Raw genomic sequence first — 14,733 nt, forward strand, 5'->3', positions numbered from 1 at the left:
TCAGCCGTCCGCGCGGGTCAGCAGCGCCGTGGCCAACCGACCGACCGTGGCGATGGCGCCGGTGAACCGCTCGTCCAGCTCCTGGCAGCAGGACAGGCGCAGGCAATGCCGGTAGCGCGCACCGCGCGAGTACACCTGGCCCGGCATGAACACCACGCCCTCGGCCAGCGCCTGCTCGAACAGCTCCCCGGCATCGATCGCCGCGGGCAGCTCCACCCACAGCAGGAAGCCGCCGGTCGGCTGGGTGGCCGACGTGCCCGGCGGGAAATGCTGCGCGATCAGGCCGCGCACGTGGCTGACCTGATCGCTGTAGAGCCGGCGCAGCCCACGCAGGTGATGCTCGTAGTTGCCGGCTTCCAGGAACGCGGCCACCGCATCGCCGAGCAGGCGTGATTCGGCGCCCGAGGAGTGGAACTTGAGCAGTTGGATATCGGCGGCGAAGCGTCCGCCGTCGAGCCAGCCGATGCGGTAGTCCGGCGCGAGCGTTTTCGAGAATCCGCTGCAGACCATGATCCAGCCCTCGCGGTCGAAACTCTTGGCGAGCGGTTCCAGCGGCTCCTTGAACTGCAGTTCGGCGTACACCGCGTCTTCGATCAACGGCACCTGGTAGTGGTTCACCAGCGCGGCCAGGCGCTGCTTGTTCGGCACCGGCATGCTGCCGCCGAGCGGATTGTGCACGGTCGGCATGGCCATGATCGCGGCAATGCCGCCGGCATCGAGCAGCGCTTCCAGCGCGTCCAGATCGAGCCCGTCGCGCGGATGGGTCGGCAGTTCGATCGCGCGCAGGCCCAGGCTGCGCAGCAGCGGATAGATGTTGAAGTACGACGGCGCCTCGATCGCGACCGCATCGCCGGGCTTCGTTACCACACGCAGCGCGAGCTGCAGCGCTTCCATGGCGCCATGGGTGAGCACCAGCCGGTCGGTGGTGGTGTGCAGCCCCAGCCGCGGCCCACGCTGCACGATCTGCGTCAGCAGGCGTGCCGCGCCATTCGGGCGGGCATAGGTTTCCACGGTGGTGGCCGCACGGCGCAGCACCTGCGCGGTGCGGCGGGCCAGCTGCGCACCGGGATAGAAGCGCTTGCCGCGCGGCCCGGCGAAGGCCAGGTCGACGATGCCCGGCTGCTGCTGCGCGGCCAGCACGCGCGCCATCATCGCCTGCTGTGCAGGGGCGGTCGGCGGCGAGGGCGCCTGCCGCAGCGACTGCGTGGGCTCGGGCAGGCGCGGGCTGACCACGAAGCCGGCCTTGGGCCGCGGCAACACCAGCCCGGCATCCTCGAGCTGCCGATACGCCGCGATCACCGTGTTGAGGCTGAGACTGCGCTGCGTCGCCAGTCCGCGCAGCGATGGCAGGCGGGTGCCGACCGGCAGCCGTCCGCTGCGGATCGCATCGGCCATTTCATCGGCCAGGGACTGGTAGAGGTTGGTCGCCATCGGCAGCTGCATCCATGGAAATCTGTAACCGTGCGGATGCCAGTCATCTGCATCTGTATCCGCGTCCGGCGCCAGCCTACCATGCGCTTCCAGACTTCCCCCACGCACGGCAGGATCTTGTGTGCCGTGCGTCTTTTCTTGTGTTCCCGCGCGGTCAGCGCGCTGAAATGGTGGTGCTCACCAGGCGCGGCTGCTCACGGTAGAGCGCCGGGAACTGCTGTTTCAGCGCGACGACCTTGGGCAGGTCGTTGATCCGGATGTACAGCGATTCCGGATGCAGCGTGAGGTAGTTCTGGTGGTAGCCCTCGGCGGCGAAGAACGGTTTGCCGCCCTCGACCTGGGTCACCACCGGCGCGGCGTAGGTCTTGGCCTGCTGCAACTGGGCGATGTAGGCGCGGGTCGCACCCCGCTGGGCCGCGTCGTCGGCATACACCGCCGAGCGGTACTGGGTGCCACGGTCCGGGCCCTGCCGGTTGAGCTGGGTCGGGTCGTGGGCCACCGAGAAGAACACCTGCATCAACTGGCCGTAGCTCACCTGCGCGGGGTCGTAGGTGACCTGCACCGCCTCGGCATGACCGGTGCCGCCACTGCCGACGCGCGGGTAGGTCGCGTTCGCCGCGCTGCCGCCGATGTAGCCGGAGAGCGCGTTGTCCACGCCCTTGATGTGCTGGAACACGCCCTGCACGCCCCAGAAGCAGCCGCCGGCGAACACCACCTGGGCGCGCTTCACCCCGGGCTGGCGCAGGTCCGCGGTGCCGGTGGGCGCCGGGACGGCCACCGTCGTGGCGGCCGCTGCAGCATGTGCCGGCCGATCAAGACCCACCACCACGCTGACGGTGAGTGCGGCGATGGCGACAGCGATGCCGCCGGCCACGAGTTTGTCGATTGCGATCTTCATGCGATGGCTCCTCACCCAAACGTAAAGGCGTAGGCGTGCACGCCCGGATCGAGGAACTCGATCTCGAAGCTGCGCTCCTGCACGGCGCCGGACTGGCGGATCAGCTGATACAGACGGTTCTCATCGACCCGGCCCTCACCGTCGGCCGAGACGTCCCCGCCGGCCGCGGCGCCCGGCGGCTGGCCGTCGATGCGGACGCGGAAGCGCACCGGTTTGCCGTCTTCGGCCGGGGCCAGCACCAGATGCAGGTCGCGGGCATGGAAGCGGAAGGCGATCCGGCCACCGGGCGCTTCCAGCCGGGCATCCTCGTTGCCCACGGTCCAGCGTCCGGCCAGTGCCCACTGGTTGTGCTGCAGCGTGGTGGGCACGGTGTAGTCGGCGGGTTGATCGTGGCGCTGCCCACCGGGCGAAGCGAAGTTCTCGGCGCGCGCATGGCCGAGGTAGGTCTCGGGCGACTTGAGGTTGTCCATGTCGGCCTGGCGCGCCACGCCGTCCAGCGCCATCGCCACCGGTGCATCGTCACCGGGCAGCGTGTTGCCGGCCTCGCGCAGCAGCTGGCGGATGATCTGCTCGGACTGCGCGTAGTTGCCCTCGCCGAAGTGATGCGCGCGGATCCGGCCCTGCGCATCGATGAAGTAGTGCGCCGGCCAGTACTTGTTGTTGAAGCCGCGCCAGATCGCGAAGTCGTTGTCGATCGCCACCGGGTAGGTGACCTTCAGATCCTTCACCGCGCGCTGCACGTTGGCCAGGTTGCGCTCGAAGGCGAACTCCGGCGCATGCACGCCGATCACCACCAGCCCGTGGTCGCGGTAGCGCTCGGCCCACTCGCGGACGTAAGGCATGGCACGCAGGCAGTTGATGCAGGAGTACGTCCAGAAATCGACCAGCACCACCTTGCCGCGCAGCGCCTGCGCATCCAGCGGCGGGCTGTTGAGCCAGCCGGTGGCGCCGGCCAGCGAAGGCAACGTGCCTTCCACCGGCAGCGGTGCTCCGGGCACGCTGCCGGCGGCGCGCATCATCGCGCCGCCGGCCGGCGGCTCCTGCGTCGGCAGCACGTCGAGCAGGCCCTGTTCCAGCTTGGCGGTGCTGACCGTGGACAGCCGGGTCAGCACGCCGGTATCCCAGCCCATCGCAATGGCGACCACCGCCAGCAACGCCGCGATGCCCAACCCACGACGCACCCACTCGCCTACGCCAAGGCGGCGCTTGAGCGCGGCGAACACGCGCCCGCCGATCCAGATCGCCAGCGCCAGCGAGGTCGCCGCACCCAGCGCATAGGCCAGCAGCAGTCCGCTGGTGCCGACACTGGCGCCCTGCAGCGCCGCACCCGTCAGGATCAGGCCGAGGATCGGACCCGCGCACGGCGCCCACAGCAGGCCGGTGGCGATGCCGATCAGCAGCGAGGTGCCAACGCCCCCGCGCCCCGCATCACTGGCCGCATCGGCCGAGGCGCTCAGCCGCGCGCCCAGCCGCTGGAATGGCGACAGCAGGCGATCGGCCAGCGCCGGCCACAGCAGCGCCAGCGCGAACACCGCCATCACCACCAGCGCGATCCAGCGCCCGATCTGGTTGGCCTGCGCCACCCACTGGCTGCTCACCGCCGCCAGGCTGGCGACCACGGCGAACATCAAGGCCATGCCGATCAGCAGCGGCAGCCCGCTGCGCAGGAAGGGGCGGTCCGAGCGGGCGAACACGAACGGCAGCACCGGCAGAATGCAGGGGCTGAGGATGGTGAGCACGCCACCGAGGTAGGCCAGCACGAGCAGAAGCATGGAGAGGTCCTTCTATGACGCGGGGAAGTGCGGCGCTCAGGCCGCGACGAAATTCATGGCCACGCCGTTCATGCAGTAGCGCAGGCCGGTCGGGCGCGGGCCGTCATCGAAGACGTGGCCGAGGTGGCCACCGCAACGCCGGCAGTGCGCCTCGACACGCACCATGCCCAGCGTGGTGTCGCGGTCTTCGCCGACGGCATCGTGCAGCGGTGCCCAGAAGCTGGGCCAGCCGGTACCGCTGTCGAACTTGGTGGAGGAGGAGAACAGCGGCAACGCGCACCCGGCACAGGTGAAGGTGCCGCGCCGGTGCTCCTTGTTGAGGGGGCTGCTGAACGGCCGTTCGGTGCTCTGCCGGCGCAGCACGCTGTACTGGGCCGGGGTGAGCTGTTCGCGCCACTGCTCATCGCTGCGCATGACCTCGAACTGGCGCGCAGGCGCGGCGGGGGCGGCCGGGGCGGGCCCGCTGCAGGCGGTCAGTCCGAACAGGCCGGCCGCGGCGGCCATGCCACCCATTCCAAGCACATTGCGACGTGTGTAACGCATGGCCGATCTCCGGGCACGGGAACGATGCGGCCATGCTGCGCCCGGGCCGGTCAACGAATCCTCACGCAGGGTTAAATTTTCCGTGACACATTCCGGTCGCGATCCGTCGACAATGACGCCATGCCCTCCTGCCGCCCCCCGAGCCGATGAGCAGTGCCAAGCGCGTCCTGATCGTCGAAGACGATGTCCACATTGCCAACCTGCTGCGCATGCACCTGCGCGATGAAGGCTATGAGGTCACCCATGCCGCCACCGGCGACGAAGGCCTGGCCCTGCTCGAAGCGCAACCCTGGAGCGCCCTCGTGCTCGACCTGATGCTGCCCGGCGTGGACGGGCTGGAGATCTGCAAGCGCGCCCGTGCCATGACGCGCTACACGCCGATCATCATCACCAGTGCGCGTGCCAGCGAAGTGCACCGCATTCTCGGCCTGGAGCTGGGCGCGGACGACTACCTGGCCAAGCCCTTCTCGATGCTGGAACTGGTGGCACGCGTGAAAGCGCTGCTGCGCCGGGTCGAGGCGATGGCGCAGAACGCGCGCATCGATGCGGGTGAGATCGACGTCGCCGGGCTGCGTATCGATCCGGTCGCGCGCACGGCGCTGCTCGACGGCCGCGCGCTGGAACTGACCCCGCGCGAATTCGACCTGCTGTACTTCTTCGCCCGCCATCCCGGCCAGGTGTACTCGCGCATGGACCTGCTCAACCAGGTCTGGGGCTACCAGCACGACGGCTACGAGCACACCGTCAACACCCACATCAACCGGCTGCGCAACAAGATCGAGCGCGACGCGGCGAACCCGCAACGCATCCAGACGGTGTGGGGGCGCGGTTACAAACTGGTCGATGCCAACGAGGGCGCAGGCGCATGATCCGGCTCACGCTGTCGCAACGCCTGTCCGCCGTGTTCTTCGCGCTGCTGTTGCTGTGCGGGAGCGCGCTGCTGTGGATCCAGATGCGCAGCACCGCCGTGCATGAGCAGGAGACCGTGCAGCGCCTGTCGCGCGGGCTGGCCGAACACATCGCGCGCAGTGGCGAGCTGATGGACGGCCGCGGCATGCGCAATGGCGAAGTGCGCGCACTGTTCGGCAAGCTGATGGCGGTCAACCCGAGCGTGGAGGTATACCTGCTCGACGACCAGGGGCGCATCTTGGGCCACGACGCGCCGGAGGGGCATCTGAAACGGGCCCGGGTCGATCTGGGTCCGGTGCAGGCGCTGCTGCGCGATGAGCCGCTGCCGATCCTCGGCGACGACCCACGCAGTGCGACCGGCCGCAAGGTGTTCAATGCGGCGCCGCTGTGGGTGCAGGGACGGCAGGCGGGGTACATCTACGTGGTGCTGGTCGGTGAGCAGCGCGAAGCACTCGCCGCCAACATCGCTGCCAACAGCACGCTGCGCACGACGTTGTGGTCGCTGGCGATCGTCGCGGTCGTTGGGCTGCTTGCCGGCCTGGTCGCGTTCCGCTGGGTGACCCGCCCCCTGCTCCAGCTGACCCGGCGCATCCAGTCCTTCGATGTCGACACCGCCACGCCGGATGCCGCGCCGCCGCCGGCCCCGTTGCGTGCCGGCGAGCGCGACGAGCTGGCGATCCTGCAGCACAGCTTCGGCCACATGGCCCAGCGACTCGGCGAGCAGTGGCAGCAGCTGCGCCAGCAGGACCTGCAGCGGCGCGAGCTGGTCGCCAACATTTCCCATGACCTGCGCACGCCGCTGTCGTCGCTGCACGGCTACCTGGAAACACTGGCACTCAAGGACGCCACGCTCAGCGCCGACGAGCGCCAGCGCTATCTCTCGATCGCCCTGTCGCAGAGCCACAAGGTCGGGCGCCTGGCCCAGGCCCTGTTCGAGCTGGCCCGGCTGGAGCACGGCGGGGTGGTGCTCGACCGCCAGGCCTTCTCGCTGCCGGATCTGATCCAGGATGTGTTCCAGAAGTTCGAGCTGGCGGCCGAGTCACGCCGGCAGACGCTGGGCGCCGACATCCCGCCCGGTGTGCCGCCGGTGGTCGCGGATCTGGCGTTGATCGAGCGGGTGCTGACCAACCTGCTGGACAACGCCATCCGGCATACGCCGGAAGGTGGCCGTATCACCGTGACCCTGCGCGCGGCCGAGGGCGAGGTGCAGATCCGCGTGGCCGACACGGGCCGCGGCATCGCCCCCGACCGGCGCGACACCCTGTTCACCGCGATGCCGGCACTGGGCAGCCAGCGGCCGGACAGCGGCGGGCTGGGCCTGTTGATCGTGCATCGCATCCTGCAGCTGCACGGGCGTGACATCCGTCTGCTGGACAGTGGTGACGGGGCGCTGTTCGTGTTCTCGCTGCCGACGACGCGGCAGTAACGCCGGACAAAAAAAAGACCCGACAGAGGGAGGGTTCTGTCGGGTCTGGGATTGCGTGGGGGGAGGGACCCACGCAAATTCGATGTTGTCCGGCTCAGCCGCGCGTCTTGCCTGCGCTGGGCGTGGCGGCCGCGAACGGCTGCCGGGCGAGTTCGCCGAAGGCTTCGGAGGCCTTCAGCCCCAAGCCTGCCACTTCCCGGCTGGCGCTGGTCCAACGGGCGAGGTTGTCACGTGCCAGTTGCGCGCCCTTGGGCAGCAGCGACTGCAGCGTGCCGGCATCCTGTGACTGCACGATTTCACCGAAGAACCCGCTGGTGGCGGTGATGTTCTTCTCCAGCGTCTTCAACTGCACCCCGAACATGCTCTCGGCATTTTCCAGTGCGAGCCGGTTGGCACGCGTGGCCGTAGCGGCCAGCTGGCGGGTGTAGTCGCTGAAGGAATCGGTGAACGCGGACGCCATGGTCAGGACGGCTCGAGAACGTTGATGCAATGCAGCATACGCCGAAAATATTGCATTGCAACATTTCGTTGCCCGTTGTGGTCCGGTTTGAGGTGAATGGTTTAAAGATCAATGGGTTGCGCCGCCGGATCAACCGCGATAGCGGCAGCCGGAGGTGCAGGTTTCGTGCACGGTGACTTCGCTCAGCTCGGGCAGGGCCGGCTTGAGTTCGTTCCAGATCCAGATCGCCAGCCGTTCGCTGGTCGGGTTCTCCAGGCCGGGAATGTCGTTGAGGTAGTGGTGGTCCAGGCGGTCGTAGATCGGCTGGAAGGCGGCTTTGACGTCGCCGAAATCCATGATCCAGCCGGTCTGCTCGCCAGGCTCCCCCTCGACCTTGAGTTCCACCCGGAACGAGTGGCCGTGCAGGCGCGCGCACTTGTGGCCCGGCGGCACGTTGGGGAGGTGGTGAGCGGCCTCGAGGGTAAAGACTTTGAAGATTTCCATGGCCGCATTGTAGCGGTGGGCCGGGGGTCCAGCAGGCCCGGCGCGTTAATTGTTGCTCACGAAAACATTTCCATCCGGATGAAGAGATGTTAGTTTCTCTTATATCCGTATGAAGAGATGTTATTGGCCGTGGTTCAGCCAGGCATGGACTACTGCGGAACTTGTCGTCCACCACCCCACTGAAGTTCATGCCCAAGCACACTCTTCTTGTAGCGGCGTTGTCCGTCGCTCTGGCAACGCCTTTGACCGCGTTCGCCGACGCCGCCCCCGATGCCGCCGCCACCGGCGACAGCAAGACCCTCGCCGCCGTGCGGGTCACCGGGTCCAACATCAAGCGCACCGATACCGAGTCGGCCAACCCGGTACAGGTGATCGAGCGCCAGCAGCTGGAGGAGACCGGCAAGGCCACCGTCGCCGACCTGCTGCGCTCGATCTCGGCCAACACCGGCAACGCCGCCAACGAAACCACCAACAACGGCTGGGCCTCCGGCTCGGCCGGCATCGGCCTGCGCGGCCTGTCGCAGAAGAACACCCTGGTGCTGCTCAATGGCCGCCGCCTGGCCAACTACGGCTTCCCGGCCGGCGGCCTGTCCGACACCTTCGTCAACCTCAACGCGCTGCCGCTGGTCGCCGTGGAGCGCATCGAAGTGCTCAAGGACGGTGCCTCCGCCGTGTACGGCTCCGATGCCGTGGCCGGTGTGGTCAACATCATCACCCGGCAGAATTTCGAAGGTGCCGAATTCGGTGGCAGCCTGGGCACCGCCGACCAGGGCGGGCTGGACGAGCAGAACCTGAAGTTCATCGGCGGCATCGGTGACCTGGACACGGACGGCTACAACATCCTGGTCAGCCTGGAAGGCTACAACCGCGAGCGCCTGGACCAGGACCAGCGTGACCTGACCAAGTCCGGCATCTACACCGACAAGCCCGGCGGCCGCTGGAACGGGTGGTCGGCCAAGGGCGCACGCTATCTGGTCAACGGCACCTCGGTGCCGATGCTGGATGCCAGCGGCAACTGCCCCGAAGGCACGACGCTCGTTGCCAGCGCGCCGATCGATGGCCTGGCCGGCAACACCTGCGGCTTCAACCAGGCCCCGTACACCACGCTGATCCCCTCGACCAAGCGCTACCAGGCCTACGTCAACGGCACCTTCCGCGTGAACGACAACGTCGAAGCGTTCGGCGAAGTGCTCTACAGCGACATCAAGGGCGTCTCCTGGTTCGGCAGCAGCCCGTTCTTCACCCTCGAGAGCGGCCGCTTCGCGCTCAACGCCGACACCGGGCTGGCCGAGCCGGTCTCCTCCAATCTGCCGGCGAGCAGCCCGTACAACCCGTACGGCCGCGCCGTGCCGATCGAATACACCTTCTTCAACCTCGGCGCGACCATCAAGACCAACCGCTCGCAGGCCTACCGCGGCCTGGTCGGGCTGCGCGGCAGCCTGCAGAACTGGGATTGGGAAGTCGGTGCGTTCGGCGCCCGCAGCAGCGAGCGCGAGACCGTCTCCGGCGGCTTCGCCAACCGCTACGCGCTGGCCGATGCGCTGGCCAGCGGCAGCTACAACCTGCTCAATCCGTCGGCCACTCCGCAGGACGTGCTCAACGCGATCAACATCAGCACGCTGCGCCCGGCCGAGTCGGTGCTGCAGGGCGTGGACGCGAAGATCTCCGGTGCGATCGGCCATACCTGGGCCGGTGAAATCGGCTTCGCCGCCGGTGCCGAGTGGCGCCGCGAGAAGCTCGATTCCAACAATCCTTGGCAGATCGATGCCGGCCTGCAGATCCGTCCGGCGATCGCCGAAGTGCATGGCGAGCGCAAGGTCACCGCCGCCTATGCCGAAGTGAACGTGCCGCTGGCCGAGCGCCTTGAACTGCAGGCCGCGGCGCGTGCCGATCACTACAGCGATTTCGGTGATGCGTTCTCGCCCAAGCTGAGCCTGCGCTGGCAGCCGTGGGACATCCTGCTGGTGCGTGCGGCCGCTTCCAAGGGTTTCCGCGCGCCGTCGCTCTCGGAGAACTCCAACAGCACCAGCATCGCCTACGGCAGCGTGATCGATCCGCGCGACCCGGACGTGCCGGGTTCGCGGCAGAACCCGACCTTCTTCACCGTCGGCAACAACGACCTCAAGCCGGAGCGCACCAAGAGCTTCAATGCCGGCATCGTGCTCTCGCCGTGGTCCAACACCAGCCTGAGCGTGGACTACTACCGGATCGAGCTGGAGAACCTGGTCGGCACCAACAACACCCAGACCCTGGTCACCGATGACGTGCCCGGTGCGGTCCAGCGCGATGAGCGCGGCAAGCTGCTGGCGGTCTACAACCGCTACCAGAACCTGAGCGAGCTGAAGACCTCCGGCTTCGACGTCGAGCTGCGCCAGCGCTTCCCGACCGCGCGTGCCGGCGACTTCGGCCTGAGCACCGCCTTCACCCATGTGCGCGACTACAGCCGCCCCACCGTGGTCGGTGGTCCGCTGGTGGACTACGCCGGCAGCAACCTCGGCGCCACCCTGCCGAAGAACAAAGCGACCACCACCTTCGACTGGAGCTACGGCGATTTCCGCACTGCGCTGACCTGGTACTACACCAGCGGCTACGACCAGAAGGCCAGCGCCGCGGCCACCGCCGTGCAGGATCGCGTCGATGCGTACAACCAGTTCGATCTGTACCTGGGCTACACCGGCATCGACAAGCTGACCCTGTACGCGAAGATCCAGAACCTGGCCGACGAAGAGCCGCCGTACGACGCCTCGTTCCCGGGTATCCGCGCGCCGTATGACTTCAGCCAGTACGACCTGCGCGGCCGCTACTTCACGGTCGGCTTCGACTACCGCTTCTGACCTCATCCAGTGCACCGGAGCGTGCGCATCCACAGGGCCGGAAGGAACCGGCCCGCATTTCGGGGAATCGCTGTGTCTTTGCAACGTCGTCTGCTGTCTCCCATCGCCTGGTTGGCGCTGGTGCTGTGCCTGTTCGCTGCGCCTGCCTCCGCGCAGAGCGCGTACTTCTTCCCGGCCGGCGGTGATTTCGATCCGGCCGTGCCCACGCCCCAGCAGTTCCTCGGCCATGAGATCGGCAGCCGCTACACGCGGCACGATCAGCTGGTCGCCTATTTCAATGAACTGGCCAGGCACTCGGACAAGATCAGGGTCGAGGAGATCGGCCGCAGCTACGAGGGCCGCCCGCTGCTGATCGCCACGGTGACCTCGGCGCAGAACCTGCAGAACCTGGAGACGCTGCGCCGCCAGCACGTCACCCTGGCCGATCCGGCGCAGCCGCTCTCGGCCGCCGGCAACAGCCCGGTGGTGGTGTGGCTGGGCTACAGCGTGCACGGCAACGAGACCTCCAGCGGTGAAGCGGCGATGCTGACCGCCTACTACCTGGTCGCCAACCGCAGCGCGGAGACCGCGCAGTGGCTGCAGCAGGCGGTGGTGCTGTTCGATCCGGCGCAGAACCCGGACGGGCGCGACCGCGCGGCGAGCTGGCACAACGCCTACGCATCGTCGCCGGCCTCGGCCGACCCGGCCGACAAGGAACACGTCGAGCCGTTCCCGCAGGGCCGCACCAACCACTACTTCACCGACCTCAACCGCGACTGGCTGGCGCTGACCCAGCAGGACACGCGACCAAAGATCGCCTATTTCCATCAGTGGTATCCCAACGTCCAGATCGATTTCCACGAGATGGGCAAGGACAGCACCTACTACTTCGAACCGTCGCCGGCGAGCATGCACAGCCCGCTCATTCCGGCATCGTCGTATGAGTTCAACAAGACCCTGGCCAAGTACCACGCGCAGTCGCTGGATGCCCTGGGCTCGCTGTACTACACCGGGGAAAACTTCGACAACTTCTCGCCGGTGTACGGCTCGACCTATCCGGACTTCCACGGCGCGGTCGGCGTGACGGTCGAGCAGGCGAGTTCGCGTGGCCGGGTGCAGGAATCGGTCAACGGCCTGCTGACCTTCGGCTTCACCATCCGCAACCAGGTGGCGACCGGCCTGGGCACGGTCCGTGGTGCGGTGACCGAGCGCGACGGGTTGCTGAAGCTGCAGAAGGACTTCTTCCAGTCCGCGTTGAAGCAGGCCAACCAGCAGCCGGTGAGGTCGTTCGTGTTCGGCGACGCGGCCGATCCGGGCCTGACCCAGCGGCTGCTGGACCTGCTGCTGCAGCACCAGATCACCGTGCAGGCACTGAGCGCGCCGGTGACGGTGGACGGCCAGCGTTTCGAGCCGGGCAGCGCCTACGTGGTCCAGGCCGCGCAACCGCAGTTCCGCCTGGTGCATTCGATCTTCGCCGATACGCCGCCGATCAAGGGCGATGTGTTCTACGGCAGCACCTCCTACGCGATCGCGCCGGCCTACGGCATCGCCTTCGCCGCCAGCCGCAGCCGGATCGCCGGTGGCGAGCGCGTGGCCAGCGTGCCGGCCGCGAACGGTGGCGTGGCGGGTGGCCAGGCGGGCTACGCCTATGCGTTCGATTGGCGTGACTACAACGCCAGCCGCGCGCTGTACGCACTGCAGGCCAAGGGTCTGCTGACCCGCGCCGCGTTCCAGCCGTTCACGGCGGCCACCGCGCAGGGGGAGCAGTCGTTCGGTTACGGCAGCATCGTGGTGCCGGTTGCAGGCCAGCCGCTGGCAGGCGCCGAACTGCTCGCCGCGGTCGACGCGGTCGCGCGCAGCAGTGGCGTACACATCCAGGCGCTGTCGAGTGGGCAGAGCCGGGGCGGCATCGACCTGGGCAGCGACAGCGTCAAGGCGCTGCGCAAGCCGGCGGTCGCGCTGGTGATGGGCGAGGGCGTCAGCGCCACCGAAATCGGCTCGGCGTGGTTCCTGCTCGACCAGCACCTGCAGTTGCCGGCCAGCAAGATCGACCCGGCCCAGCTGGGCAAGATCACGCTCGACCGCTACACCACGATCGTCCTGGCCGGCGGCACCTACTCCGGCGTGGATGCCACCGCAGTCGCGGCGCTCAAGCGCTGGATCAACGCCGGTGGCTCGCTGATCACCTACGGCACCGCCGCGCGCTGGGCGATCGAGCAGAAGCTCAGCGATGAAGTGCTGGGGCCGGAGGAGAAAGAGCCGGAAGCAGCGCGGCGTGCGTTCGGTGACCAGCGTGACATCGCGGCGATCGAGCGCGTCAGCGGCAACATCCTCAGCGCGGACGTGGACAACACCCATCCGCTGGGCTTCGGCGTGCCGCGCCGGCAACTGGCGGTGAACAAGGAGAACGGCCTGAGCTTCCAGCCCAGCCGCAATCCGTTCTCCACCGTGGTGCGCATCGATGAGGCGCCCAAGGTCAACGGCTATCTGTCCGAGCGCAACCGCAGCCGCGTCGCCGGTGCCGCGTGGCTGGTGGTGTCGCCGCAGGGGCAGGGCAACGTGGTGTTGTTCGCCGATGACCCGGCCCACCGCAAGTACTGGCACGGCACCGAGCGCCTGCTGTTGAACGCGATCTTCTTCGGCAACCAGCTCAACCCGGCCAAGCCGCGCGGCTGACGCGTCCGCTTCAGGTAGTGCCGGCCGCTGGCCGGCTCCCGACCGCACCCGAGGTGACCCGCTGGCCTCCCCCGCTATGTGTCCGACACAGCCGACCAACGTCGGCTGTTTTCGGTTGTTGGACACCCATCACAGCCCCTGTGAAAATTCCGTATTGCGAATCATTCGCAATAAGAATAGGATGGCGCCCGCTCACGCTGGACGCGAGCGTCACCGGTACGTCGCGCCGATCCACGCCAAACCCGCCCGGTTGCGCGTCCGCGTCCTCGAACCGTCACCGACCTTTTCTCCAGGGGAACCACCATGAAGATCGACCCGCTCACCGCTGCCGTGCTGGCACTGGTTCTGGCCCCCGCCGCCCTCGCGCAGCCGGCCACCACGACCGCCACGGTGTCGCCGACCGCGGCCGCCTTCCTGGCGCAGTTCGCCACCGAGGGCGCGGACAGCGTCAGCTGGGCCCAGTTCGAGGCCTTCCGCACACAGCGCTACGCCGGGACCGACCGCAACCACGACGGCCATGTCGAGGAACAGGAATACGTCGACGAATACCTGCAACGCTTCGATGTCCGCCTGGCCGACGCACGCGCCGGCCACCTGCGCCAGACCGACACCCGCTTCAAGGCGTTGGACCGCGACAAGAACGGGGCGATCAGCCGCGCCGAATACGACGCCGCCGGGGAACGCACCTGGGCCGGTTACGAGGCATCGCAGGACGCCACGCAGGAAACCGCTGCCGCGTCCTCGCGCGATCCGTTGAAGATGCCGACCTCGCATACCGCCAACGGCATGCTGGAGTTGTACGACCGCAACAAGGACGGCGTGGTCGATCGCGCGGAGTTCGACGCGGCGCGTGCGGCGGGCTTCGCCGCCACCGATACCGACGGCAACGGCGCGTTGTCGCTGACCGAGTACACCACCGAGTTCGAGGGCCGCCTGGAGCAGCAGCGCCAGCGTGTCCGCGCCGATGCCGGGCGCCAGGCCCGCGTGCGCTTCGCCTCGCTGGACAAGGACAAAGATGGTCGCATGACCTTCGCCGAGTATCAGCTGTCGGGCAAGCGCATGTTCGACCGTGCCGACAGCAACGGTGATGGCGTCGTCGATGCGCGCGATCCCGAGCCGGTCGCCGGCGCGCACTCGGCCAACGGCAACCGCTAGCGGCCCGGACGTGCCGTGCACGTCCCACGTATCAGCCAACGATCATTCCGGCGCGCGATTCCCCGCGCGTCCTTGCGCCTCCCAGCCCCGCTCGGTCCACCGATCGCCGCAGCCAGGAACGGCCCGCCGCCAACCGCGGCGCTCACGCCATTCCCTACCTCTTCTGC

11 protein-coding genes are annotated in these 14,733 nt (G+C 68.1%); 5 read left to right on the forward strand and 6 right to left on the reverse strand.

Annotated elements, in window-relative coordinates; translation table 11 throughout:
* From ABE424_RS12080 to msrB, 4 genes are all read right to left on the reverse strand, one after another.
* A complete protein-coding gene (locus ABE424_RS12080; protein ID WP_346491831.1) occupies positions 1-1,431 on the reverse strand; it encodes a PLP-dependent aminotransferase family protein in 1,431 nt (476 codons plus the stop codon).
* A 154-nt stretch (positions 1,432-1,585) separates the two neighbouring features.
* Complete coding sequence (gene msrA / locus ABE424_RS12085) at positions 1,586-2,329, reverse strand: peptide-methionine (S)-S-oxide reductase MsrA (RefSeq protein WP_346491832.1); 744 nt, start codon at positions 2,327-2,329, stop codon at positions 1,586-1,588.
* Positions 2,330-2,340: 11 nt separating this feature from the next.
* Positions 2,341-4,101, reverse strand: coding sequence for a cytochrome c biogenesis protein DipZ (locus tag ABE424_RS12090; protein ID WP_346491833.1), 1,761 nt, complete (start codon positions 4,099-4,101; stop codon positions 2,341-2,343).
* Between the two features lie 36 nt (positions 4,102-4,137).
* Positions 4,138-4,644, reverse strand: coding sequence for a peptide-methionine (R)-S-oxide reductase MsrB (gene msrB, locus ABE424_RS12095; protein WP_346491834.1), 507 nt, complete (start codon positions 4,642-4,644; stop codon positions 4,138-4,140).
* A 146-nt stretch (positions 4,645-4,790) separates the two neighbouring features.
* On the opposite strand from msrB, the gene ABE424_RS12100 reads away from it, so the two are divergent.
* Positions 4,791-5,513 carry a response regulator transcription factor gene (locus ABE424_RS12100; protein ID WP_346491835.1) on the forward strand — a complete coding sequence of 241 codons (723 nt, stop codon included), beginning with the start codon at positions 4,791-4,793 and terminating at the stop codon, positions 5,511-5,513.
* On the forward strand, positions 5,510-6,979 hold the full coding sequence (locus ABE424_RS12105) for a HAMP domain-containing sensor histidine kinase (protein ID WP_346491836.1): 1,470 nt from the start codon (positions 5,510-5,512) through the stop codon (positions 6,977-6,979). The genes ABE424_RS12100 and ABE424_RS12105 overlap by 4 nt, the downstream gene beginning before the upstream one ends.
* A gap of 94 nt (positions 6,980-7,073) precedes the next feature.
* Here the strand turns inward: ABE424_RS12105 and ABE424_RS12110 are convergent, their stop codons facing one another.
* Both ABE424_RS12110 and queD read right to left on the reverse strand, forming a co-directional pair.
* Complete coding sequence (locus tag ABE424_RS12110) at positions 7,074-7,439, reverse strand: phasin family protein (RefSeq protein ID WP_346491837.1); 366 nt, start codon at positions 7,437-7,439, stop codon at positions 7,074-7,076.
* 129 nt (positions 7,440-7,568) lie between these two features.
* Positions 7,569-7,922, reverse strand: a complete 354-nt coding sequence (gene queD, locus ABE424_RS12115) for a 6-carboxytetrahydropterin synthase QueD (RefSeq protein WP_176990663.1) — start codon at positions 7,920-7,922, stop codon at positions 7,569-7,571.
* A gap of 188 nt (positions 7,923-8,110) precedes the next feature.
* Here queD and ABE424_RS12120 point away from each other — a divergent pair, with 188 nt between their 5' ends.
* The 3 genes from ABE424_RS12120 to ABE424_RS12130 all read left to right on the forward strand — a co-directional run bounded on the left by ABE424_RS12120 (position 8,111) and on the right by ABE424_RS12130 (position 14,566).
* Positions 8,111-10,756, forward strand: a complete 2,646-nt coding sequence (locus ABE424_RS12120) for a TonB-dependent receptor (RefSeq protein ID WP_346491838.1) — start codon at positions 8,111-8,113, stop codon at positions 10,754-10,756.
* A gap of 90 nt (positions 10,757-10,846) precedes the next feature.
* The gene (locus ABE424_RS12125; RefSeq protein WP_346491877.1) at positions 10,847-13,411 is read left to right on the forward strand and encodes a M14 family zinc carboxypeptidase; all 2,565 of its coding nucleotides are present in this window, start codon (positions 10,847-10,849) and stop codon (positions 13,409-13,411) included.
* A gap of 303 nt (positions 13,412-13,714) precedes the next feature.
* Positions 13,715-14,566, forward strand: a complete 852-nt coding sequence (locus ABE424_RS12130; protein ID WP_346491839.1) for an EF-hand domain-containing protein — start codon at positions 13,715-13,717, stop codon at positions 14,564-14,566.
* Positions 14,567-14,733 lie beyond the last annotated feature (167 nt).

Source organism: Stenotrophomonas sp. TWI1149, assembly GCF_039673155.1.
In the GTDB taxonomy this organism is placed as follows: domain Bacteria; phylum Pseudomonadota; class Gammaproteobacteria; order Xanthomonadales; family Xanthomonadaceae; genus Stenotrophomonas; species Stenotrophomonas maltophilia_AA.

Excerpts from the sequence above, each read along its gene's own strand:
- ABE424_RS12110 (WP_346491837.1), bottom strand. The coding sequence starts at position 7,439 with ATGGCGTCCGCGTTCACCGATTCCTTCAGCGACTACACCCGCCAGCTG.
- ABE424_RS12120 (WP_346491838.1), top strand. The coding sequence starts at position 8,111 with ATGCCCAAGCACACTCTTCTTGTAGCGGCGTTGTCCGTCGCTCTGGCA.
- ABE424_RS12105 (WP_346491836.1), top strand. The coding sequence starts at position 5,510 with ATGATCCGGCTCACGCTGTCGCAACGCCTGTCCGCCGTGTTCTTCGCG.
- ABE424_RS12100 (WP_346491835.1), top strand. The coding sequence starts at position 4,791 with ATGAGCAGTGCCAAGCGCGTCCTGATCGTCGAAGACGATGTCCACATT.
- ABE424_RS12090 (WP_346491833.1), bottom strand. The coding sequence starts at position 4,101 with ATGCTTCTGCTCGTGCTGGCCTACCTCGGTGGCGTGCTCACCATCCTC.
- msrA (WP_346491832.1), bottom strand. The coding sequence starts at position 2,329 with ATGAAGATCGCAATCGACAAACTCGTGGCCGGCGGCATCGCTGTCGCC.
- queD (WP_176990663.1), bottom strand. The coding sequence starts at position 7,922 with ATGGAAATCTTCAAAGTCTTTACCCTCGAGGCCGCTCACCACCTCCCC.
- msrB (WP_346491834.1), bottom strand. The coding sequence starts at position 4,644 with ATGCGTTACACACGTCGCAATGTGCTTGGAATGGGTGGCATGGCCGCC.
- ABE424_RS12130 (WP_346491839.1), top strand. The coding sequence starts at position 13,715 with ATGAAGATCGACCCGCTCACCGCTGCCGTGCTGGCACTGGTTCTGGCC.
- ABE424_RS12080 (WP_346491831.1), bottom strand. The coding sequence starts at position 1,431 with ATGGCGACCAACCTCTACCAGTCCCTGGCCGATGAAATGGCCGATGCG.